Below are 23,343 nucleotides of genomic sequence, written 5' to 3'. Positions count from 1 at the left end.
CGCTCGCCAATCTACTCATACGAATACATGAGCCCCCGTTCAGCGTGAGCTTATAATCTGGTAAACAGGTGATTCATTTTCCTTACTGGATTACCACACCGGCTACCAAACCAAGTGCGATCAGGACAACGGGTGGCGTACGGGTGTAGATCAGAGTCAACATGGTCAGCACAACAACCACAACAGATGGCCAGTGGGGCGCCATCGGTTGAAACAAGACAATGGCCGCAGCGGCCGTCAACCCCGTACTGGCGGCATTGATCCCTTCCAAAGAAGCACGCACGACCCGGTAACGTTTGAGCTGCTCCCAGAAGCGGTACACAAAGAAGATCAGGAACGTACCCGGCAGGAAAATGCCCGCCGTCGACACAAAACTTCCCCAGAACTGCCCCATCAGGCCGGAGTCGCGCATAGACATGGCCCCGATGTAAGACGCGAAGGCAAAAACGGGACCCGGTACCGCCTGTACTAGGCCCAGACCAGACAGAAACTCCTCACGGGTCAGGTAGTGCTTAAACGCGACGAACTCATTGTAAAGCATAGGCGTCAGCACTTGGCCCCCACCGAAAACCAGACTCCCGTTCCGGTAGAAGTTCTCGAACAAACGAACTGGCAGCGACTGCGTAACCGCCCCCAAACCAGCCGCACCGATCAGCACCCCCAGCCACAGGAGAAAATTACTCCATTCGATTCGAAGGGGTTGTTTTTCCATTTTGTCCTGTTTCTCGTAGGTCAGCGCCGTCGTAAGTCCACCGAGGATAATAACAACCGGCGTCATATAAGGCGACCGGAATACGTACGCAACAAAGGCCGCCGTGACCGCCAAGGCAAGACTAACCTGATTTTTGATAACCTTCTGCCCTATACGATAGCCCGCGACGATCAGAAAACCCACGGCCATGGGTTGAATAAATCGGGCAAACCGTAACGACAAATGCCGCTGCTCTAGGTAAAACATGATCATCCCCACCGCCGTCATGAGCGATACAGCGGGCAGGACCCATACCAGTAGCGTCAGGTAAGCCAGGTTAGGCCCACCAATTTTAAAGGCAACAGCGGTGATGGTCTGGGTCGAGGTTGGACCGGGAAGAATCTGGCCGAGCGCATTCAACTCCAGCAGTTCGTTCTCCGTAATGTAGCGCCGTTTTTTCACGAAACGCTCGTAGAGCATTGCCAGATGAACCTGAGGACCACCGAACGTAGTAAGCGACAGAATCAGTACATCTTTCAGAAAAATGATGTACCGAATCCGACGGACGGGTGCCGCTTGCAGTAAATAGTTTGCCATAGGCCGCTGAATGATTCACGGGCCGTGTCCGATGAAGCAATCCATCAGACACGGCCCGCTACTACGTACCGTTTAGGCTTTTTTCAACCCCAATTCCATCAGTCGTTCGTTCAGAAACTCACCGGCGGTCATATCAACGTATAGCTTGGGATGGCTGGCATCAATACAGCTCTCAAGGCTGCTTAGATTCATATCGGCCCGGGGGTGCATAAAGAACGGGATCGAATAACGCGACTGGTTCATCTTTTCCCGCGGGGGGTTTACCACCTGATGAATGGTCGACTTCAGCTTATGGTTCGTGAGCCGATCCAGCATGTCACCCACGTTAACGACCACCTGATCGGGCAGGGCTGTGATACCGATCCACTTGCCATCGCGCCGGAGTACTTCCAGCCCGTCGGCCGATGCGCCCATCAGCAAGGTAATCAGGTTAATATCACCGTGGGCGGCTGCCCGTACGGCTCCTTCGGGAGTCGTTTCCGGATCAAGCGGGAAATAGTGTAAGGCCCGCAGGATACTATCGCCATTCTGCACTTTATCCTCGAAGTAATCTTCGGGCAGTTCCAGGTACAAAGCAATGGCACGTAATAACTGCTTCCCCGCCCGTTCCAGCGTCTGGTAGGCCATCAGGGCCGCTTCGCCAAACTGAGGATACTCATCGGGCAGTACATTTCCGGGCATGTCGCCAACGGGCTCGGGCTGACCAAAGTGATAGAACTCTTTCAGATCGGCCACTTTAAAGCCTTTGGCCGTTTCCTTCCCTTTGCCGACGTAACCTCGCTGACCGTTCAGGTCCAGTCGCTCGTACCGTCTTTTTACCTCGTCGGGTGCCGAAAAGAAGGACTGGGCACTGTCATAGAGCTGGTGGGTCAACTCGTCGGTTAGTCCGTGATTACGGATGGCAACAAACCCAATCTGATTAAACGCCCGGCCCAGATCGGCCACAAAGCGCGCTTTCCGTTCTGGATCTCCCGACGTGAAATCGGCTAAATCCAGCGACGGGATTTCATCATATAACTCGTGCGACTGCATAGCAATACTGTTTACACAAACTTACGAAAGTTTAGCAAACGTGCGGCTTACTCGCCTATTCGCCTATTTACCGACCTTCTTTTCCAATCTTATTGCTTAAACTTAAAAATGCAACAAAGATGCATTTATATATAAAGTGCTTGCTTGCGAATCGATTTTATTTCATTTTTGCAACAATGTTGCATATTTAAGTACATATCGATCCAGCCAATGAACAATCAATCTATTTACCGCAAAGCTGACTATATAGGCATCACGGGTTCTGTTCTCTGTGTCATTCACTGCCTGGTTACTCCGCTGCTCCTGATGACCAGCACGTTGCTAACCGATCGTACATTACGTATCGGCTATCTCAGCCTCGACTATGTGTTCATTGCGGTCAACTGCGTAGCGGTTTACTTCGCCACTCGTCACCACGCGACTCCGGCCGTTAAGCGGTCTCTTTGGTGCTTCCTAGCCTTGTTTGCCGTTGCCATCATCCTGGAAGACGTCAGTGATCTGTTCGAATACGCGGGCTACGCGGCTTCACTGGGGCTGGTCGTCACGCACCTGATCAACATTCGCCAGCACCACGCGGCCCATCACTGACACAGGCTCTTTTACGTACCCCATTCTTTATTTCTTCCCATGAAACCCATCCCAACAACTGTTCTCAGCGGCTTTCTGGGGGCCGGCAAAACCACCCTGCTTAACCACGTACTGCACAATAAAGCCGGCCTGAAAGTAGCGGTTATCGTGAACGACATGAGCGAAATTAACGTCGACGCGCAGTTGGTTAAAGACCAGAATACCCTGTCACGCACCGAGGAGAAACTGGTCGAAATGAGTAACGGCTGCATCTGCTGCACCCTGCGCGAAGACCTGATGATTGAGGTAGAAAAACTGGCTCGTGAGCAGCGGTTCGATTACCTGCTCATCGAATCGACAGGCATTTCAGAACCCTTGCCGGTAGCCCAGACGTTTTCGTTTCGATCCGACGATTCGGTTGATGGACAGGCCGGTATTGATCTGTCGCGGTTCGCGCGGCTTGATACCATGGTAACCGTCGTGGATGCGTTCAACTTCCCCCGTGATTTCGGCTCGATCGACACCGTCCTGGATCGGGGCCTGAACCCGAACGACGGCTCACCCGAGACGGCAGATACGCGCACAATCGTGAACCTGCTGACGGATCAGATTGAGTTTGCCGACGTATTACTGCTTAACAAAACAGATTTGTTGAGTCAGGAGCAGGTTGGTGAGTTGAAGGCTATTCTGCATAAACTCAACCCGAAGGCGAAGCTACTGGAAAGCCAGTTCAGTAAAATTGATCCGGCCGAAATTCTGAACACGGGTCGGTTTGACTTTGAGGAAGCCTCGCAATCAGCGGGCTGGATTCAGGAATTGCAGCAAACGAAATCCGGTAAGGGACACACGCCCGAGACCGAGGAATACGGCATCGGCTCCTTTGTTTTCCGCGATCGTCGCCCATTTCACCCGGCCCGGTTCTGGCAGTACCTGAGCGAGAATTTCCCGGCGGGTATCATCCGCAGTAAGGGTCTGTTCTGGCTCGCATCCCGTCCGAACGACGCCCTTAATTTCAGTCAGGCCGGCGGTAGTCTGCGGGCCGAAGCGGCTGGGGTCTGGTGGGCGTCCATGCCGTTCCATCAACGTACGCAATACGGCTCGTTTCTCGACCATCGGCAGTCCATCGAAGCCCGCTGGCATAAGCGTTTCGGTGATCGTCAGAACGAACTGGTCATTATTGGGCAGGATCTCGATCAGGAGAAAATCACGACCGAACTCCAGGGCTGTCTGTGCACTGAGCTAGAGTTGAAACACATGGAAAACAACGGTGCTTTCAAAGACCCATTTCCCGTTTGGGAATAGGCAGGCGGGAAGCGATCGCTCAAGGATGTTTAGCGGAGAGTGCAGTCTTCAAGTGTACGCGGTTGATGGTTGGGTAACCAGAAAAGTTATAATTGCAACGCGTATCGGCACTGCCTCTCCGCAACAAATCAGCCATCGTTACGGGCTCCACGTACAATGAAATTTAGTCTAATACAGGTTTTACTCTGACTACCGGCACGATCCGCTCCCGTATAGCCCCTCCTACAAGAATAGGTTTTAGAAGGGGTCCCGTGCCGGTGGTTGGTACCTAGCGGTGAACTAAGTCCGGTTCACTACCTCATGAAGCCCCAACAAGATCCAGGGCAGGAGCAAGGGGTTAACTGCTCATAAACTTAGTTTATTGTGTACTCCGCAATACCGTAGCGTTGGTTTTGCTTTTCCCCTGTTCGTTTAGGTTTCCTTATTTTTGCAACATTGTTTCATATACGGTATCTTTCCGAAAATTAGCCCATATTTTTCGCTATCCTGCTATGAAACCTATTGCCTTACTGCTTCTGATTGGCGCTGGTACGCTAACTTCCTGCGGCCGGTCGACGGAGTCGGACGAAGACAAACAACTACTAGCCGAAGCCGCTACGTACCACCAGCAGGCAACCGCTATCCAGGGCGAGGTGGAGCCGCAGATCGACCAGATCGATTCGCTCAAAACAATCCTGACCAGCCGCTCTACGCCTGCGACCAAAGCAACGATTACCACTCTTGACAGTTTGAAAACGGCCTTTCAGGAGTGGGAAGCAAACCTGGTTGAAGTGCCGGGGATGGAACACCATGAACATCACCACGACCACGGCAAACACGAACATCACCACCACACTGATCCGCTGATGAAAGACCTGCCTCCGGCTCAGATGCGCGATTTACAGCGTGAACTGCTGAACGCCATCAAGCAGATTCAGCAACGGACCAACGAAACGATGCAACAACTGCCTTAGCCGCTCACTGACTCATCGTTGAGCCTTTTGTCAAGAATCGTACGCTTCAGCCACTGGTCTGGTCGGAACCCGGTGCTGGCGGGCGTACTCGGAAGGTGATACGTTATAGACGCCCTGAAACGTTTTCCGGAAGTGTTTCAGATCATCAATACCCACCTGCTCGGCAATTTCGGATACACGCAGATTGCTGTCGGTCAGCAACTGGGCGGCACGTTTCATACGCACGTCGCGAATAAACTCGATAACCGACTGCCCCGTGATGGCTTTCAACTGCCGGTAGAAGGCTGACTGACTCATGCCCATTTCGCGCACCAGCAGGGGTACGTTAAATTCAGGATTCGTCAGATTCTGCTCGACGAGGTTCATCGCTTTATCCAGCAGTTGCCGTTCTTCATCCGGTATCACCACCTGGGTCGGCTCCAGTAGGATCTGACGGTGATAATACTCCTTCAAACGGTTCCGGCTCTGCAGCATAGTCCCAATTTTAGCGTACAGAATTCGAGGGTTGAACGGCTTCGCCATGTACTCATCGGCTCCGGATTCCAGCCCTTCTACTTCCTGAACAGCTGCCACCCGCGCCGTCAGCAGTACTACCGGGATATGGAGCGTTTTGGGATGTTCCTTTATCTTTTTGCATAGCTCAAGTCCGTCGCTGCGGGGCATCATTACGTCGCTGATGACCAGATCGGGCAGGATTTCCTGCGTTTTCTGCCAGCCCTCTACCCCATCAACGGCAACAAAAACGTCATAGGTCGACGTAAAGAGTTGTTGCAAATATTGGCGAAGTTCATCGTTATCTTCCACCAGCAGCAAACGCCCTGCCGGCCCTAAACTGGTTTCGGCGGCCGACTGCGTTTCAGCCTCGGTGGCTGTGTCAGGAAATGAGGCTGCATCAACGACCACGGCGGGGGTTTCCTCACGAATCTCGGCGGGTGTCAGGTGGGCGTGCCCAAGCGGGAGCCGGATAGTAAATGTCGTCCCCTGTCCAACTTCGCTCTGTACCGTAATTTCGCCCGTGTGCGCTTCAACAAACTGTTTTACCAGCGACAAACCGATACCGGTACCCATCATACGTAACGTATCCGTGTGTGAGGCCTGGTAATAGGGATCAAAGATTTTGTCAAGCTCGTCCGTCTGCATACCAACGCCCCAGTCGCGCACCGTTAGTTGCAGGTAGTTGTCTACCAGCTTATTTTCCACCCGATGCGCTGGTTTCTCCGTATTCCCCACTACTGCGAGCTGGAGCCGTACCCTGCCGCCCTCCGGCGTATATTTAAAGGCATTCGACATCAGGTTGGTCAGGACGATTTCCAGCTTACTCCGGTCGAAGTAGAGCATAATGGGCTCCGTCGGCGCTTCCAGTGTGTACTCAATCCGGCATTCTTCAGCTTTCAATCTGAAGATCAGAAAGAGTTCGGTCAGGAACGGTAGTACGTCACTTCGGCTGGCTTGCAGCGATACGTGTCCCGACTCCACCTTCCGAAAATCAAGCAGTTGGTTGACCAGATCCAGCAGTTTGCGGGTTTGCTGGTGCATCATCATAATCTTGTCCCGGAAGCCGTATTGCGGGGCGGGCGTAGAAGCCAGTTCTTCCATCGGCCCCAAAATCAACGTTAGTGGCGTACGGAGTTCATGCGAGACGTTGGTGAAGAAACGTAACCGCGCATCGGTCACTTCTTTCTCGGTTTCAACCTTGTATTGCTCCAACGCCAGTTTGTTCTTCAGCTCCTGTTGCTTGGCCGTGATCCGTTGGTACAGCAGAAAAGCCCCTACCACCACTGCCAGATACAGTAGATACGCCCATCCCGTTCGCCACCAGGGCGGCAACACCGTAATATTCAGCGTAGCCGGTTCGGGTGCCCACCGCCCCTCGCCATTGCTGGCTCGGACGGCCAGTGTGTAGTCGCCCGGCGGCAGGTTGGCAAAACTGGCCGTCCGTTGCCCTTTTGTCGGGTACACCCAATTGCTGTTGTACCCCACAAGTTGGTAGGCATACGTATGTTTTTGCGGATTGACGTAATTCAGCCCGACGAAACCAATCGAAAAATCGTTCTCCGCAGCTTTAATGATCAACCGATCAATTTGATCTAGTGGTTTTTTCAGCAACACCCGTCCGTCGACGGTTTCGCCAACTGTAACCTGTTTATTGAAGACCTGCAAGTCCGTAAAGCGAACCAGGGGCGGATACGGATTGGGGCGTAGGAACCGGGGCTGGAAATACGTAATACCATTGATGCCGCCGAAGTAAAGCGTACCGTCGCCCGCGCGATAGGCAGCCCCAACCTTAAACGAACTACTTTGTAGGCCATCGGCTTCGTTGTATCGCAAAAACTGCCGGGTTTTAGGATCGAAGCGAACCAGACCATCCCCGCCCATCCACAACTGTCCGTTTTCGTCTTCCAGCAGGCTCTCCACATTCGACTGCGGGATTATGTCGTTATAGCGTTGGATGACGTCCTGCCCCTGTGCGTTGGTCGTCAGGTGATTTAGTCCCCCTCCGATCGTACCGATCCACAGCCCCCCGCGACGATCTTTCAGCAAGGGCCAGGTGTAATTGACGGACAAACTGCTTTTGTTCGCGGGATCGTGGGCAAACTGTTTCAGCAATTGCAGCGACGTGGGCGTAACGCGCAGTTTCAACAGCCCTGCCCCTCGAGTACTGGCCCAGAGTACGTCGCTGGTGTTGTCGTAAAGCAGATTCGTAAACTGACGGGTGGGCAGCTCCTCACGGCCAAACTGCTGGAGCAGCTTCCCTTGGCGATCGTAACGCAGCAGCCCCAGTTCGAACGTAGCGACCCAAATGGTGCCGAAACGATCTTCAACGATCCGTTCCACACTGGTCGATCCGGGTAGCTGAGCGTAGGTCGGCGTCGGGCTGTTCCGCAGGAGAGCCAGCCGGTTGTACCGGGTACCGACCCAAAGCGTCCCGTCCGACGCCTGACAGAAGGCCGATACGTCAACGCCCGTCGCATTGCCCGGCAGCGAACGACTCATAAAATTTCGGTACGTACCCGTGGACAGTTGATAGGCCGCGAATCCATTGCGGGTACCAATCCAGAGCGTATTGCTTTTTTCGTCTTTCAGGATGGCATTAACGTAATTATTGGGCAACGTCGGCGATTGTGACAGCTGCCGACGTAGAATGCCAAAGGGCTTCCGATGCAGATCGACTTTATTGAGGCCACCCGCCGAAGCCGCCAGCCAAAGGACTCCAAACCGGCTTTCTGAGATCTGGTGAATACGACCCGAGTTGATACTGAACGGACTGTTGTCCAGGGGCAGAAATGTTCTTGATTGATCGACTCGAACGGGCAACGCATCCCCTTCCACCGCTTCGGTTTTTCGGCCGGCGCGGTTAGCCTCCCAGAGCGACAGGCCGAAATTGGTACCTACCCACAACTGGCCAACTGAATCCAGATATATACATTCGATGTCTTCATAGGACTTAGGCAGCGGATGCGCATCCAATTGCCGAATGGCGCGCCGATTGGCTTTACTCACCCAGAAGACGGTATCGCTGGTGCCAATCCACAAATCACCCCGCCGGTCCAGGTGCAGAGCCAGCACGACCGTCGCGGACAACGGTGCCCGATTGACGCGGGGCAGTTGCGTCCCTTCGCCTGACGCATCAACGTAACAAAGGCCATTGCCCAGCGTAGCGATCCAGATTTTACCCTCGCTATCCGCCACCATATCCGTTACCCGGTACGAACGCTCAGGACTAGAGGGTATCTGAATCCAGGCAATGTGCGTCACCCAGCCTTGACCGTCAAGGGTCAGCCTGAATATTCCTTGCCTAGGTGTTCCCGCCCAGATCCGACCTTTCCGATCCACCGTCAGGCTGGTTACGTCCGTTTGGGCCAGTAGTTGCACCAGTTTCGGATCGGCGGTGGGTCTTACCCGCTGACTACTGTTTACAAAACGACCGTGCTCCGCGTCGAATAGGCTGAGACCAGCACTCTCGGCCCCTACCCAGATCCGGCCAGCCTGGTCCAGCAGCATCGCTCGGATGCGATTTCCCGACAAGCCATTCAGGGGATTAACGGGCATCTGGTAGTTTTTCAGCTCGTATCCATCGTAGCGATCAATTCCGTTGTTGGTACCAATCCAGACAAAACCCGCCCTGTCCTCGACGCTGCACATGACATCGCTGTGCGACAAACCTTCGTTCACGGTGATGTGCTCAAACCGGTACTCGTCCGGCTTTTGCTGCCCATGACCCAGTAACGGCAGGAGCATGATTGAAAACCAACTAATTGTTCGACAGAAAATACTATTCATCCAGCCGCGATCCTTATATCGTCTCACCTCTAATCACCAATTGACCAGCATTCCGCAAACAACTTACCAACAACTCACTATCAGTCAGTCACTTATTTATCAATAGTCAATAACAGATAGCGATCAGAAAATTTCGGTGCTACGAAAATACCCCCTTTAATTGACGAAAACCAACCCCACCATCGGCGCACACCTTCTCTAATTTTGCACTATTCCAATTAAAAATTTAAAGAACCAGAACATCTTAGTCAACCAAATAGCCAAATAAACAAAGCTCTACCCCTCTCTCTATGAAAATGAAATGGTTACTCGTTTGCGGCACACTGCTCCCTCTCCACGGAGTATTTGCGGTGTCGCTACGGCCGGATACTAATCCGACTCGTCCCCCCCTCACTATTCGTGCGACTTCCTTCTCGCCGGTAGCTGTTGCACCAGCAGTTATCACCGTTGTGGGTAAGGTGACTGACGAAAAAGGGGGTGCCCTACCCGGCGCCAGCGTCGCGCTTAAAGGTACGTCGATCGGTACCAATACGGACGCGAACGGGGGCTATACGATCCGCATTCCCGATGGTACCAAAGATCCCGTACTGATCTTCTCGTACATCGGTTACCAATTGCAGGAAGTTGCCATTGGCAATCAAACTACGGTCAACGTCCAGCTTCAGGGCGATTCTAAGTCACTGAACGAAGTGGTCGTCGTTGGGTACGGTACGCAGAAACGTTCCGACATTACGGGAGCCGTGGCATCGGTTCCCAAAGCTCGTTTATCGCAGCTGCCCGTCACGAACGTCCTTCAGGCCATTCAGGGTTCGGTAGCCGGGGTGAACATCACCCAGTCGTCGTCGGTACCCGGCGCGACGCCCTCGACCGTCATCCGGGGCCAAAACTCGATTAACGCTAACTCGGGTCCGTACGTCGTCGTCGACGGGATTCCACTCAGCAAAACCGGCGGCTCCATCAGCGACATTAACCCCAACGACATCGAGTCGATGGAAATTCTGAAGGATGCATCGGCGGTAGCGATTTACGGGACCAACGGGGCCAACGGGGTTATCCTAATTACGACCAAGCGGGGCAGCACGGGCAAACCCACGATCCGCTACAACAATTACGTCGGGGTGGAGAATTTTGCGCACATCCTGCGGCCCCGCGACGGCGAGGAATACGTGCAGAAGTACAAAGACTGGCTTACCCAAACCGGTCAGAAACTGGTCAATCCGGTCCCTAACTTCAACGAGCTGGCGAATTATAACGCGGGTATCACCACCGACTGGTTGAAGGAAGCGACGCAGACCGGTATCCTACAGGATCACAACCTGAGCATATCGGGCGGTGGCCCCAACGTGCGCTACTTTGTCTCGGGCGAGATACTCGACCAGAAGGGCGTCATCAAAGGTTACCAGTACAAACGGACCAGCTTCCGCTCCAACCTGGACATTAACGTAACGGATTACCTGACGATTGGCACCTCGCTCTTTATCGCCAACAACAACCGCGACGGAGGCCGGGCCAATCTGCTCAACGCCACGGCCATGAGTCCGTACGGGCAGGAGTACAACGCCGATGGTACGTACACCATCTACCCGATGTTTCCGGAGCAGCTCTACACCAACCCGATGCTGGGGCTAACAACCGACCGGATTGATCGTAGTACCAACCTGAACGGCAACGGCTACCTGGAATTGAAACTGCCGAACAAGCTGTCGGGCCTGAAATACCGGATGAACATCGGTTACTCGTTCATTCCATCGCGGACGGCCAGCTACACCGGTCGGCCAGCCAACGATCTGCTGGGTACGGCCAATACGTTCTTCTCGGAAACCAACAGCTTTACGCTGGAGAACATCCTGTCGTACGCCAAGGATTTCGGCAAGCACCATATCGACTTAACAGGTCTGTACAGCGCGCAGCAGCGGAGATATAACTCCTCGACGGCGAACGCCATAGGTTTCGTCAACGATCAGTTGTCGTTCAACAATCTGGGCGCCGGAGCTACCCAGACCAGTAACTCCTACGCCGACCGCTACGCGCTGAACTCACAGATGGGCCGGATCAACTACTCGTACGACAGCCGCTATCTGTTCACACTAACCGCCCGGCGTGATGGTTCGTCGGTGTTCGGGTCCAATACGTCCAAGTATGGCTTATTCCCGTCGGCCGCCCTCGGCTGGAATATCAGCAACGAAGCGTTCATGAAAGACATCCCGGCCGTTACCAATCTGAAACTGCGGTTGTCGTACGGTCAGTCGGGGAACGAAGCCATCAGCGTCTACCGGACCATCACGACCAACAACGTAGGCCGTTCGCCGTTCAATGGCGTCAGCACCATCGGCGCGTTCCCCGGCAACCTGGGCAACAACAACCTTCAGTGGGAAACGACGCTGAGCAAGAACGTTGGTCTTGACTTTGGCTTCTTCAGCAACCGCATCAACGGTAGCATCGACGTGTACCAGAACCAAACCAAAGGGCTACTGCTGCTGCGGAGTTTGCCCATCATTACTGGGTACTACAACGTGTATGACAACCTGGGCGAAACCTCGAATACAGGGGTAGAAGTAACGCTGAACACACGTAACGTAGCCCGTGGCGACTTCGGCTGGGAAAGCACTGTCGTTTTTGCGTCCAACCGCAACCGGATTCTGGACCTGTACGGCGACAAGAAAGACGACCTGGGTAACCGCTGGTTCATTGGTCAGCCCATCAGCGTGATCTACGATTACAAGCTGGCGGGGGTATGGCAGAACGGCGAGAGCGCAGCCGCGCAGGACCCCGGTTCGGTAGCTGGTGATCTGAAATTCGCCGACCTGAACGGCGACGGCAAGATTACGCCCGACGGCGACCGGATGATTCTGGGCCAGACGGCTCCAAAATGGACGGGGGGTCTCACCAACACGTTCCACTACAAGAACATCAACCTGAGCGTCTTCATCCAGACCGTACAGGGAGTGACCCGCAACAACGCCGACCTGACCTACGCCGATGAAACCGGCAAACGGAACACTCCTGTCGACGTTGGGTACTGGACCGTCGAGAACATGAGCAGTACCCGCCCATCGCTGGCCTTCAAAAACCCTCGGGGCTACGGCTATGCGTCGGATGCCAGCTTTACACGCATTAAGGACGTAACGCTGAGCTACGTTCTGGCGCCCAAGCTGCTGGACAAACTGGGACTGGGCAGCCTGACGGTATACGTCAGCGGTCGGAACCTGTACACCTTCACCAACTGGATTGGCTGGGACCCCGAAGCAGTACAACAATCTCGGGGAACACAATCTAATGGTAGTGACCCGAACACCAGCTGGACGAACAACTATCCGGTTACACGCTCCTTCGTCGGTGGCCTCAACATCAGCCTGCGCTAATGAATGTGAGCAAACGAGCCAGAAGAAACGCTCTTTCACACTTTCGCTCTTTATACGAATGAAAACATACTTAAAAATAGCCTTATCCGTCTCGGTCCTGGCCACAGCTACGGCCTGTAAGGATACCTTTCTGGAAGAAAAACCGTACTCGGCCTACACCCCCCTGACGCTGAACGACTCGCTGGGTTTCGAAGCCTCGCTGGTCGGCCTATACAACCACACCAGTACGTATTTCTCCTGGTCGGCCCGCCAGGGCTGGCCCAGCGTCTGGCAGGTAGGTACCGACGTAGCCAACGCCACGGCGAACCAGGAAGGTGTCGAGATTCCGTACTACAACTACGCGCAACTGACGCCTACTGATGGGGCAGCGGCCCGTACCTGGGATCGGAACTACATTATGATCAACCTCACGAATACGATCATCAATGGAACCGAAGCGTCTACCCTAACGAGCATCAGCGCAGGGGGCAAAGCCCGTATCAGCGCCGAGGCTAAGTTCTTCCGGGGTTACGCCTACAACAACCTGGCGACCTGCTTTGGTGGAGTCCCTCTGATTACTCAGGCGCTCACGGGTCCCAAGACGGATTTCGTACGGGCACCGCTGGCCGACGTAGACAAACAGATCGTCGACGACCTGACGTTTGCCGTAGCGAATCTACCCGACATCGAAAGCGTAAAGTCAAACTCGAAAGGAAAACTCTACGGCCGGGCCAACAAATTCATGGCTATGCAATTACTGGCCGAAGCCTACCTGCGAATGGGTAAGCCCGACCTGGCCGAAACCCAGCTGCAAAGCATCGTCAGCAGCGGTCGCTTCAAGCTGATTAAGAATCGCTACGGTCTCCGGTCCGGTGGCGCAGGCGACTACTACTCGGATATGTTCGTCTACGGCAACCAACGCCGGGTACAGGGCAATACCGAAGCCATCTGGGTGCTGGAACAGGAAAACCCAGCAACGGTTGTGGGCGGTATCACCGACAACCCGCAGCAACGTCGGGTGTGGGGCGCGGCTTACCACAACGTACAGGGCATGGCGCTCTCCGATTCAACGGGCGGCCGGGCGCTGGGCCGATTGCGGCTGAGCAACTGGGTCCTGTACAGTCTCTACAAGCAGGGTGATATTCGCAATTCGCAGTACAGCATCCGCCGTCGTTACGTTTATAACGATCCAACGAAATCGGCGACCTTCGGCAAGCCGGTTCCGTACACGGGCACAGATACGTTATTCAACATCGCTCCGCACACCACCAAGTGGTACCAGTTTGACCCCAACGATACGTTCGGGTACGCCATGATCAAAGATTTTATCCTGATGCGACTCGGCGAAACGTACCTGCTGCTGGCCGAAGCACAGTTCAAACAGGGTAAACTGGAAGCGGCTGCCACCAGCATCAACGCCCTACGCGAACGGGCCTTCCCGGCTTATCCAGCGGTGGGCAAAGTAGCCGCATCGGATATGACACTGGATTTCATTCTGGACGAGCGGGCACGCGAGCTGATCGGCGAAGAAAACCGGCGAATGACGCTTATGCGCACCAAAACGCTGGTCGACCGGGCAACGCGCCTGAACAGCAACAGCGCCGTTAACCGGATGACGGGTGTCAGCAATACGCACCTGCTCATGCCGATTCCGCTGAACGAGATTCAATTGAATAAAGACGCCGTACTGGCGCAGAATCCAGGATACTAGTAACTTTTCAGGGTGTCGTGCTTATTCGGTGCGACACCCTTTTCGTTTGCTCACTATGGCTTTTTTCCGTCTTCTCTTTGTTAGCTCGTTCGTTCTTTACGTGGTACCGCTTCTTGGGTACTGCCAATCAGTTCGATCGGGAGGCAAAGCAACCAAACCCAAATCAGACACAACCTGGAAATTGGTCTGGTCGGATGAGTTCAACAAACCGGGTGCGCCCAACCCTACGAACTGGCAGTTTGAAAAAGGCTTCGCCCGGAACCACGAAGACCAGTGGTACCAGACCGATAATGCCCGCTGCGCCGACGGCCTGCTCATTATCGAAGCCCGCCGGGAACAAAAGCCTAATCCGACGTACCAGGCCACGGGCGGAGACTGGCGTACGCAGCGGAAAACCATCGACTACACATCATCCAGCCTGAACACGAATGGGCTGCACCAGTGGCAGTACGGCCGATTCGAAATGCGGGGACGTATTGACATCAGCCCCGGTATGTGGCCCGCCTTCTGGACGCTGGGGGTATCGGGCGAGTGGCCGTCTAACGGAGAAATCGACATCATGGAGTATTACCGGAACGACCTGCTAGCCAATGTAGCCTGGGGCACGAACCAACGCTACAAAGCGGAGTGGCGCACAACCAAGAAACCTATTGCGTCGTTCAACGACCCCGCCTGGGCCAGTAAATTTCACGTCTGGCGCATGGACTGGGACGAAACAGGCATCCGGCTTTACGTCGATGACCAGCTCCTGAACAGCGTGCCGCTCCGGGAAACTATCAACCAGAATGGTCCCGGGACTAATCCGTTCAAACAACCGCATTACATACTGCTCAATCTGGCCCTGGGTGGCGATAATGGCGGTGATCCCAGCAAAACCACCTTTCCCCGACGTTTCGAAATCGATTACGTTCGAGTCTATCAACGGTAGCTCGTTAAGAAATAATTTTCAGACACTTTTCAACTGCTTTATTCAATGAACATCGTACGCTCAACTTGTTTGAGTCTGTTGCTTGGGATTGGTATGCTGACCGTTCAGGCGCAATCGACACCCGCCAAACAAACCGCATTCAAACCCGGCGAACGCTGGTACGACCAGAATGGCGACCTCATCAATGCCCACGGCGGGGGACTGCTGTACCAGAACGGAACCTACTACTGGTTTGGGGAAAAACGGGGACAGTCGGCCTCGGAAGGTATCAACGTCTATTCCTCCAAAGACCTCTACAACTGGAAGGCCGAAGGCATGGCGCTGGCCAAATCGACGGATCCACAGAGTGAAATTGCCGTGGGCGGTCTGATGGAACGGCCGAAGGTCATTTACAACCCGACGACAAAGCAATACGTCATGTGGTTTCACCTCGAACTACCGGGGCAGGGCTACAAAGCCGCCCGGGCTGGCGTGGCCGTCAGCGACAAGGTGACGGGACCATACCGCTACGTTAACAGCTTCCGACCCAATGGCCACATGTCGCGGGACATGACCCTGTTCGTGGACGATGACGGCTCGGCCTATCACATCTATTCGGCCCGCGAGAACTACGACCTGCGCATTACTAAACTCTCCGACGATTACCTGTCGGCCAGTAAAGAAGATACGTTGCTGTTCAGTAAACATCAGGAGGCCCCCGCCCTGTTCAAGAAAGACGGTCAATACTACATGATTACCAGCGGCTGCACCGGCTGGGCACCCAATCAGGCCAGTATGCACGTAGCGCAGTCGCTGTTCGGCCCCTGGAAACCGGTTGGCGATCCCATGCAAGGTCCTTTGGCGGATAAAACTTTTGGCGGCCAGTCGACATACATTCAGCCAGTTCAGGGCAAGAAAGACGCGTTTATCTTTATTGCCGACAAGTGGAACCCAAAAGATTTGATGGATAGCCGGTATCTGTGGTTACCGATCACCTTTGAGAACAACCAGCCCGTAGTGAAATGGGTGGATACCTGGACCCTAAACCAATGGACAAACTGAGCACCCAGATTATGCAGTTCTTTCGTCCCATTGGCTTCTTTCTCCTATTCGTCACGTCCACGCTACAGGCTCAGCCACAGCCAACGGCGGCTGCGGTGCTGGAAACGATTCAGCGCGTCAACGACCACTGGCAGACCACCAATCCCACCCACGGACGAGCGTTCTGGGATAACGCGGCCTACCACACGGGTAATATGGAAGCGTATTTTCTGACTAAAAATGATGCGTACCGGGCGTACTCCGAAGCCTGGGCCGAACACAACCAATGGAAGGGTGCCAAGTCCGACGATAAAGCCAACTGGAAATATTCCTACGGTGAAACCGATGATTACGTCCTGTTTGGCGACTGGCAGATCTGCTTCCAGACGTACATCGACCTTTACAATCTGAAGCCGGAGCCCGAACGGATTACCCGTGCCAAGGAAGTAATGAAGTACGAAATGAGCACCGACCGGAACGACTACTGGTGGTGGGCCGATGGGCTCTACATGGTGATGCCGGTCATGACTAAGCTTTATAAACTGACCGGCGACAAGCAGTACCTGGACAAGCTGCACGAGTACTTCACCTACGCCAACAGCATTATGTATGACCGCGACGTGAAGCTGTATTACCGCGATGCGAAGTATGTCTATCCTAAGCACAAGAGTGCCAACGGGCAGAAGGATTTCTGGGCGCGGGGTGATGGCTGGGTTTTTGCCGGACTAGCCAAAGTGCTGAAAGACCTGCCCAGAAACGATCCGCACCGTGCCGAGTACGTAGCGAAATTTACCGGTATGGCCGAAGCGATCCTGCCTGCCCAGCAGGCCGACGGCTACTGGACCCGCAGCATGCTCGATCCGGCCCACGCCCCCGGCCCCGAAACCAGTGGCACGGCCTTCTTTACGTACGGCTTGTTGTGGGGCATCAACAACGGCTACCTGGACCGGAAGATATATCTACCTGCCGCCCAGAAGGGGTGGACGTATCTGTCAACCGTTGCGCTACAACCCGACGGAGCCGTGGGTTACGTTCAACCCATCGGAGAGAAAGCTATTCCAGGGCAAGTCGTCAACGCCAAATCAACGACTAACTTTGGCGTCGGTGCCTTCCTCGTGGCTGGCTGCGAGATGTACCGCTTTTTGGAGAAAAAGGGCGTGAGCAAGCGGAAGTGATCGCTGTATCCTTTTTGCCATTCTATTTTCCCCGTTTTCGTCATCCCGACGCCAGGAGGGATCTTCGGCAAGAGCGTTGAAAGCCGCCTGCTAGCGAAGATCCCTCCTGCCGTCGGGATGACAAACACCTCCGATAATCAATACCCATTCCTTGATGAAACGAATCAGTTTACGCCTGCTGGGCATCGGCCTGCTCCTCGGTCTATCGACCGGAGTCGGTTTTGCCCAGAAGAAAAAAACGTCCAAAAAGCCCCCCGCTCCTACTATTTCCGACCGGCAGTTCTGGCTGACCGAGATGGACAAGATGGTCAGACCAGTGATGTCAAGTCTTGCCCACGATAGCCTGCGCATCGTGATGCCGAAAGTGGTCTCCAAGCGGATTGACAACAAAGACCACCGGATACAGGTCCAATACGTCGAAGTGCTGGGTCGGGTACTGAGCGGGATTGCCCCCTGGCTCCAGGGCGAAGGCGGCAGCGCCGAGGAAGTAGCCCTGCGAAACCAGTACCGGCAGTGGGCGCTCGACGGGGTGCACCATGCACTGGACTCGACGGCCAAAGACTACATGTATTTTAACATTGGCGGGCAGCAGCTCGTCGACGCGTCCTACATCGCACTCGCCTTTACCCGAGCACCCTGGCTATGGGAGCATCTAAGCAAACCCGATCAGGCGTTGCTGGCCAAGGCGCTGAAAAGCACCCGCCAGTTCAAACCCGTCTTTTCCAACTGGCTGTTATTCGCAGCTATGACCGAAGCCTTCTTTGCCCAATACGGCTACGAGTGGGATCCCATGCGGGTGGATTACGCGCTCCAGCAGCTTGAGCAGTGGTACGTTGGCGATGGTATGTATTCAGACGGGCCGTCGTACGCTTATGATTATTACAACAGCTATGTCATTCACCCCTACTTAACCGCCATCACGGAAATTATTAGCAAAAAAACGAACGCTTACAAGGGCATGATCGACAAGATCAACAAGCGAAACGACCGCTATGCCGTCATTCAGGAGCGGCTTATCAACACCGACGGTACGTATCCCGCCACGGGCCGTTCCATTGTGTACCGGGGAGCCGTTTTTCAGCACCTGGCCGACATGGCCTGGCGGAAAACGTTGCCCGAGCAACTGACCCCGGCGCAGGTGCGCTGTGCCCTGACGGCGGTAATCAAAAGGACGCTGGAAAGCCCATCTACCTACCAGAACGGCTGGCTCACCATCGGGCTGCACGGTTCGCAACCTGATCTGGCTGATTTTTACAACAACCAGGGTAGTTTGTATATTGCCACGAACATCTTTCTGCCGCTCGGCCTTCCTGCCACCGATCCGTTCTGGGCCGATGCGCCAGCGAAGTGGAGTTCACAGAAAATTTGGGGCGGAGACGATTTTCCGCACGACCACAGCGTGGATTTGCGCTAATCGACCAACCGGTTCATGCGGCATCTTTTTTTTGTTTTGTTTTTCCTAATCGCTCAGGCGGTCACGGCCCAGACGGCGCCGACGGCCCTGCGTACGGATTTATTGCTCCATACCGACCGGGTGTGGAGCAATGGTTTTTTAACGAATTGGTCGCTCGACGCGGCCGATTCGGCGAAGTTTACGGGGCAGCTGGCCCTGATTCGCAGCGCTCGTCCTTCGTTTAGCTGGATTTTGCCCGACACAGCAGCCAGTAGTCGTCAGACAGCGTACCAGCTCATTCTCAGCTCATCCCGCAAGAATAGTCAGGCAAACGTGGGCGATGTCTGGGATTCGGGAAAGGTACTGAGCAACCAAAGTGTGGGGGTGCAATTACCAGCTACGCTCCGGCTGGCTGCGGACCGGATCTACTTCTGGAGGGTCAAAACCTGGAACGAGCAGCAGACAGCGAGCGATGTCTCCGCGATAAAAGCGTTTCGCACGGCCCCCAGGCTCACCGATTATGAAACGCCATTTTATCCGCTGGTAAAAACCGAAGAGCGCACCAAAGAGCAGCGCTCCTTACCCGGCCGACGCATGTTATACGACTTCGGCAACGATGCCTTTGGGCAGATTTCCGTTACGGCATCGGCCCAGTCCGACCACGATACGTTGGTCATGCACGTCGGCGAAGCACTGACACCCGACGGTTACGTCAATACCAAACCCGCTGGCACGCTACGGTACCGCCGAATTGTGCTGCCACTTCAGCGGGGGAAACAACGCTACGCGGTCCAGTTCAAGTCCGATCCGCGCAATACCGGCCCCAAAGCTATTTTGATGCCCGATTACATCGGCGAGGTGCTGCCGTTCCGTTACGTTGATGTGGACATGTCGAACAGCACGGGGCGCGTCGAGCAGCTGGTGCGCGAAACGGTCAACTATCCGTTCGATGAGGACGCTACGACGTTTGTTAGCTCGGACTCGGTGCTGAATCAGGTCTGGGATATTTGCAAACACACCATCAAAGCCACCACATTTACGGGATACTACGTCGACGGCGATCGCGAGCGGATTCCGTACGAGGCTGATGCGCTGATCAATCAACTCTCCCATTACGCCACCGACGCCGAATACACCATCGCCAAACGATCGCTGAATTACTTGGTTTTCCACGCAACCTGGCCAACCGAGTGGTCGTTGCAGAACGTCCTGATTGCCTGGTACGACTACCTCTACTCCGGCGATTCGCGCACAGTTGACGCCCTGTATCCCGACCTGAAAGCCAAGCTCCTGCTACCGCTGGCCCGGCCGGACGGGCTGATCAGCACGCGCACCGGTTTGCAGACGCCCGAGTTTAAACAGTCTATTCACTACACGACGTTCGACGGGCGGCCCACCATCCAGGATATTGTCGACTGGCCGCAGCAGGGCGTTTTAGGCTTGGGCAAAAAAGAAGCAGGCGAAACAGATGGCTTTGTTTTCCGGGATTATAACGCCGTGGTCAACGCCTTTCATTACCAGGGGCTGGTGTTTATGGCGAAACTGGCGAAACAACTGGGCAAAACCGACGACGCTACGTTTTTTACCAATCGGGCGGCTCAGGTGAAGAAAGCCTTCGAATTGACTTTTCTCGACCCCAAAACCGGCCTGATCCGCGACGGGGATGGCACCGACCACGCGTCATTGCACGCCAACATGATGGCACTGGCGTTTGACCTGGTTTCCCCGAAACACCAGTCGAACGTACTGGCGCACATCCGGTCGCGGGGTATGGCGTGCAGCGTTTACGGCTCCCAGTTCCTGCTCGATGCGCTCTACAACGCCCACGAGTCGGCCTACGGGCTGGCGCTGATGAACTCGACGGCTGAGCGGAGTTGGTACAACATGATTCGTACCGGATCGACCATGACCACCGAAGCCTGGGACACCCGCTACAAACCCAACCAGGATTGGAACCACGCCTGGGGAGCGGCTCCGGCCAATATCATCGTCCGGAAGCTGATGGGCGTCGAACCGCTGACGCCCGCTTTTGAAACGGTTCAGATCAAACCCCAGCCCGACACGTTGCGGCAGGCCTCTTTGCAGGTAGCTACCCTGCGCGGATCCATCGCGGTCTCGTTCGACAACCAACCCGGCCGCTTCCGGCTGCGGGTCACCCTGCCGGGCAACACAAATGGCGTGGTGTATCTGCCCCGGAAAACGGCCAAGGATCGGGTTCGGCAGGAGGGAAAACTTGTTAAGGTCACTGCCGAGGGCAACTTCTGGAAAATTGCCGCTGTGGGCGCCGGTCTCCACGAATTTGAGGTATTTTAATACAGGATATTACGTAGACAATCATGACAAAGACACAAAACCTGATTACCATGACGACTTTTGACAGCCGCTATGCTTCGTCACCAACCGAAGTAAAGAGCATGAACACCGACCAGCTCCGTCAGAATTTTTTGATCGAGAATCTCTTTACGGCCGATCAGGTTAACTGGACGCTATCGTTCTTCGACCGGTACCTAACCGGGGGCGTTATGCCCGTGGCTGGCCCTATCACGCTCGAAGCACCCGACCAGTTGAAAGCGGCTTATTTTCTCGAACGCCGGGAGCTGGGCATGATCAACGTTGGTGGCGCGGGGCAGGTGGTGGCCGACGGCGTTACGTATGAGCTAGATTACAAGGAAGCGCTTTACATTGGCCAGGGTACTCAAAACGTAACGTTCTCCTCCGTGGATGCCAACGCCCCCGCAAAATTCTACCTCAACTCCACCCCCGCCCACACGAATTACCCAAGCCGGAAAGTTTCCCGGGCCGATGCCAACAAACTCGAACTGGGCACGCTGGAAACGGCCAACCACCGCACTATCAACCAGATGCTGATTAATAAGGTCCTTCCGACCTGCCAGCTCCAGATGGGCATGACCGAGCTGAAACCAGGCAGCGTCTGGAACACCATGCCCGCCCACACCCACGACCGGCGCATGGAGGTTTATTTCTATTTCGAAGTGCCCGAAGGGCAGGCCGTTTGTCATTTTATGGGCCAGCCGCAGGAAACCCGCCACATCTGGATACAGAACGAGCAGGCCGTTATTTCGCCAAACTGGTCGATTCACTCCGGAGCTGGCACGTCGAATTACACCTTTATCTGGGGCATGGCCGGCGAAAATCTTGATTACGGCGACATGGATTTCTGTCCCATCACCGATCTACGCTAACCATGAAGTTCTTTCTTTTCGCGTACCTACTGGGCCTGAGCGGCTCTCTGCTGGCCCAGTCGTCGTCCCCAATCCAAGTGATTAACCCTGGTTCGGCGTCGCTGACGCAAACCGTCGTTGATATTCCGTGGGCGACCGTCCTGAAAGCCTACCCACAAGTGGACACCAGCCAGTTGGTTGTGCAGATCAGCGATGGCCAGGAGGTACCGTATCAGTTGGAACACCGGGGACAGAAACCCGTGCAGAACCTGCTCGTGCAGCTCAGCCTGGCCCCCAAGCAATCGGTTCGGCTTATGTTGCGCAAAGGCACGCCAGCGCCCGTAAAAGCAAAAACGTACTGCCGCTACGTACCCGAACGCTTCGACGACTTTGCCTGGGAGAATGACAACGTAGCGTTTCGTATTTACGGGGCGGCCCTGAATGGTCGTTCCGACAATGCCTACGGCACCGACATCTGGGCCAAACGGACCAACGAACTAGTGCTGGACAAGTGGTACAAACAGGACGATTATCATAAAGACCACGGCGAAGGGCTGGACTATTACCACGTCGGACTCACCCTCGGCGCGGGCGACATCGGCGTTTTTCTAAACGATTCCATCCAGTTCGTGCATAATTACCGTTCCTGGGAAATCCTGGATAACGGCCCACTTCGGTCTACGTTTCGCGTTACGTTTGATCCGTACACGTTCGAAGGCGTTACGGTGCGAGAGGTACGTACGGTCTCGCTGGATGCCGGAGCACAGCTCAGCCGCGTGCAGGTTCACATCGAACATACGTCCCCAAAGCCTTTACCAATGGTTGTCGGCATTTCTCTCCGGTCGGAATCAAGTCCGTTATTACAGGACGAGAAAAACGGCGTGCTGGGTTATTGGGAACCGAAACACGGCAACGACGGCACTATTGGCGTTGGCTGCGTTTTCCCGAAAGCCCCCGTTTCGATGCTACATAAGTATAACCACGCTCTGGCCCGGCTAACCGCCAAATCCAGCGATGATCTGATCTATTACACCGGTGGCGCCTGGGACAAAGCGGGACGCATTACGTCCAGCGCCGACTGGTTCGCCTATCTCAATCAGTTCGCGGCTCAGCAGAAACAGCCGTTACGTATCACTGTCCTGCCCAAAAAAGCAGGCAACTAACCAATCA

15 protein-coding genes are annotated in these 23,343 nt (G+C 54.8%); 12 read left to right on the top strand and 3 right to left on the bottom strand.

Annotation, left to right across the window (positions count from 1 at the left end):
- Positions 1 to 82: 82 nt before the first annotated feature.
- Both chrA and ACYVAD_RS10515 read right to left on the bottom strand, forming a co-directional pair.
- Complete coding sequence (chrA, locus tag ACYVAD_RS10520; RefSeq protein ID WP_461139442.1) at positions 83 to 1,288, bottom strand: chromate efflux transporter; 1,206 nt, start codon at positions 1,286 to 1,288, stop codon at positions 83 to 85.
- 72 nt (positions 1,289 to 1,360) lie between these two features.
- On the bottom strand, positions 1,361 to 2,320 hold the full coding sequence (locus ACYVAD_RS10515; protein ID WP_461139441.1) for an isopenicillin N synthase family dioxygenase: 960 nt from the start codon (positions 2,318 to 2,320) through the stop codon (positions 1,361 to 1,363).
- Positions 2,321 to 2,530: 210 nt separating this feature from the next.
- On the opposite strand from ACYVAD_RS10515, the gene ACYVAD_RS10510 reads away from it, so the two are divergent.
- The 3 genes from ACYVAD_RS10510 (at position 2,531) to ACYVAD_RS10500 (ending at position 5,142) form a co-directional block, all read left to right on the top strand.
- A complete protein-coding gene (locus ACYVAD_RS10510) occupies positions 2,531 to 2,908 on the top strand; it encodes a MerC domain-containing protein (RefSeq protein WP_461139440.1) in 378 nt (125 codons plus the stop codon).
- A gap of 39 nt (positions 2,909 to 2,947) precedes the next feature.
- A complete protein-coding gene (locus ACYVAD_RS10505; RefSeq protein WP_461139439.1) occupies positions 2,948 to 4,189 on the top strand; it encodes a GTP-binding protein in 1,242 nt (413 codons plus the stop codon).
- 491 nt (positions 4,190 to 4,680) lie between these two features.
- Entirely contained in the window at positions 4,681 to 5,142 is a 462-nt protein-coding gene (locus tag ACYVAD_RS10500; RefSeq protein ID WP_461139438.1) for a hypothetical protein, read from the top strand.
- Between the two features lie 30 nt (positions 5,143 to 5,172).
- On the opposite strand, the gene ACYVAD_RS10495 is transcribed toward ACYVAD_RS10500, so the two are convergent.
- Positions 5,173 to 9,381: a hybrid sensor histidine kinase/response regulator transcription factor gene (locus ACYVAD_RS10495; protein ID WP_461139437.1), complete on the bottom strand. Its 4,209-nt coding sequence runs from the start codon at positions 9,379 to 9,381 to the stop codon at positions 5,173 to 5,175.
- Between the two features lie 338 nt (positions 9,382 to 9,719).
- On the opposite strand from ACYVAD_RS10495, the gene ACYVAD_RS10490 reads away from it, so the two are divergent.
- The 9 genes from ACYVAD_RS10490 to ACYVAD_RS10450 all read left to right on the top strand — a co-directional run bounded on the left by ACYVAD_RS10490 (position 9,720) and on the right by ACYVAD_RS10450 (position 23,336).
- Entirely contained in the window at positions 9,720 to 12,785 is a 3,066-nt protein-coding gene (locus ACYVAD_RS10490; protein WP_461139436.1) for a SusC/RagA family TonB-linked outer membrane protein, read from the top strand.
- A gap of 58 nt (positions 12,786 to 12,843) precedes the next feature.
- Positions 12,844 to 14,475: a RagB/SusD family nutrient uptake outer membrane protein gene (locus ACYVAD_RS10485; protein ID WP_461139435.1), complete on the top strand. Its 1,632-nt coding sequence runs from the start codon at positions 12,844 to 12,846 to the stop codon at positions 14,473 to 14,475.
- A gap of 55 nt (positions 14,476 to 14,530) precedes the next feature.
- Positions 14,531 to 15,403 (top strand): glycoside hydrolase family 16 protein, encoded by an 873-nt coding sequence (locus ACYVAD_RS10480; protein WP_461139434.1) that lies wholly within the window; start codon positions 14,531 to 14,533, stop codon positions 15,401 to 15,403.
- Positions 15,404 to 15,448: 45 nt separating this feature from the next.
- Positions 15,449 to 16,444, top strand: a complete 996-nt coding sequence (locus tag ACYVAD_RS10475; RefSeq protein ID WP_461139433.1) for a glycoside hydrolase family 43 protein — start codon at positions 15,449 to 15,451, stop codon at positions 16,442 to 16,444.
- A complete protein-coding gene (locus ACYVAD_RS10470; RefSeq protein ID WP_461139432.1) occupies positions 16,432 to 17,598 on the top strand; it encodes a glycoside hydrolase family 88/105 protein in 1,167 nt (388 codons plus the stop codon). Before ACYVAD_RS10475 ends, ACYVAD_RS10470 begins: the two co-directional genes overlap by 13 nt.
- 154 nt (positions 17,599 to 17,752) lie before the next feature.
- Positions 17,753 to 19,012: a DUF2264 domain-containing protein gene (locus ACYVAD_RS10465; protein WP_461139431.1), complete on the top strand. Its 1,260-nt coding sequence runs from the start codon at positions 17,753 to 17,755 to the stop codon at positions 19,010 to 19,012.
- 15 nt (positions 19,013 to 19,027) lie between these two features.
- Positions 19,028 to 21,304 (top strand): alpha-L-rhamnosidase-related protein, encoded by a 2,277-nt coding sequence (locus ACYVAD_RS10460; protein WP_461139430.1) that lies wholly within the window; start codon positions 19,028 to 19,030, stop codon positions 21,302 to 21,304.
- Between the two features lie 23 nt (positions 21,305 to 21,327).
- The gene (kduI, locus tag ACYVAD_RS10455) at positions 21,328 to 22,194 is read left to right on the top strand and encodes a 5-dehydro-4-deoxy-D-glucuronate isomerase (RefSeq protein WP_461139429.1); all 867 of its coding nucleotides are present in this window, start codon (positions 21,328 to 21,330) and stop codon (positions 22,192 to 22,194) included.
- A gap of 2 nt (positions 22,195 to 22,196) precedes the next feature.
- Positions 22,197 to 23,336 carry a DUF4861 family protein gene (locus tag ACYVAD_RS10450; protein WP_461139428.1) on the top strand — a complete coding sequence of 380 codons (1,140 nt, stop codon included), beginning with the start codon at positions 22,197 to 22,199 and terminating at the stop codon, positions 23,334 to 23,336.
- Positions 23,337 to 23,343 lie beyond the last annotated feature (7 nt).

Source organism: Spirosoma pomorum (assembly GCF_054776615.1).
Note: the sequence above shows the minus strand (reverse complement) of the source record. Positions and strands in the feature narration are given on the sequence as shown.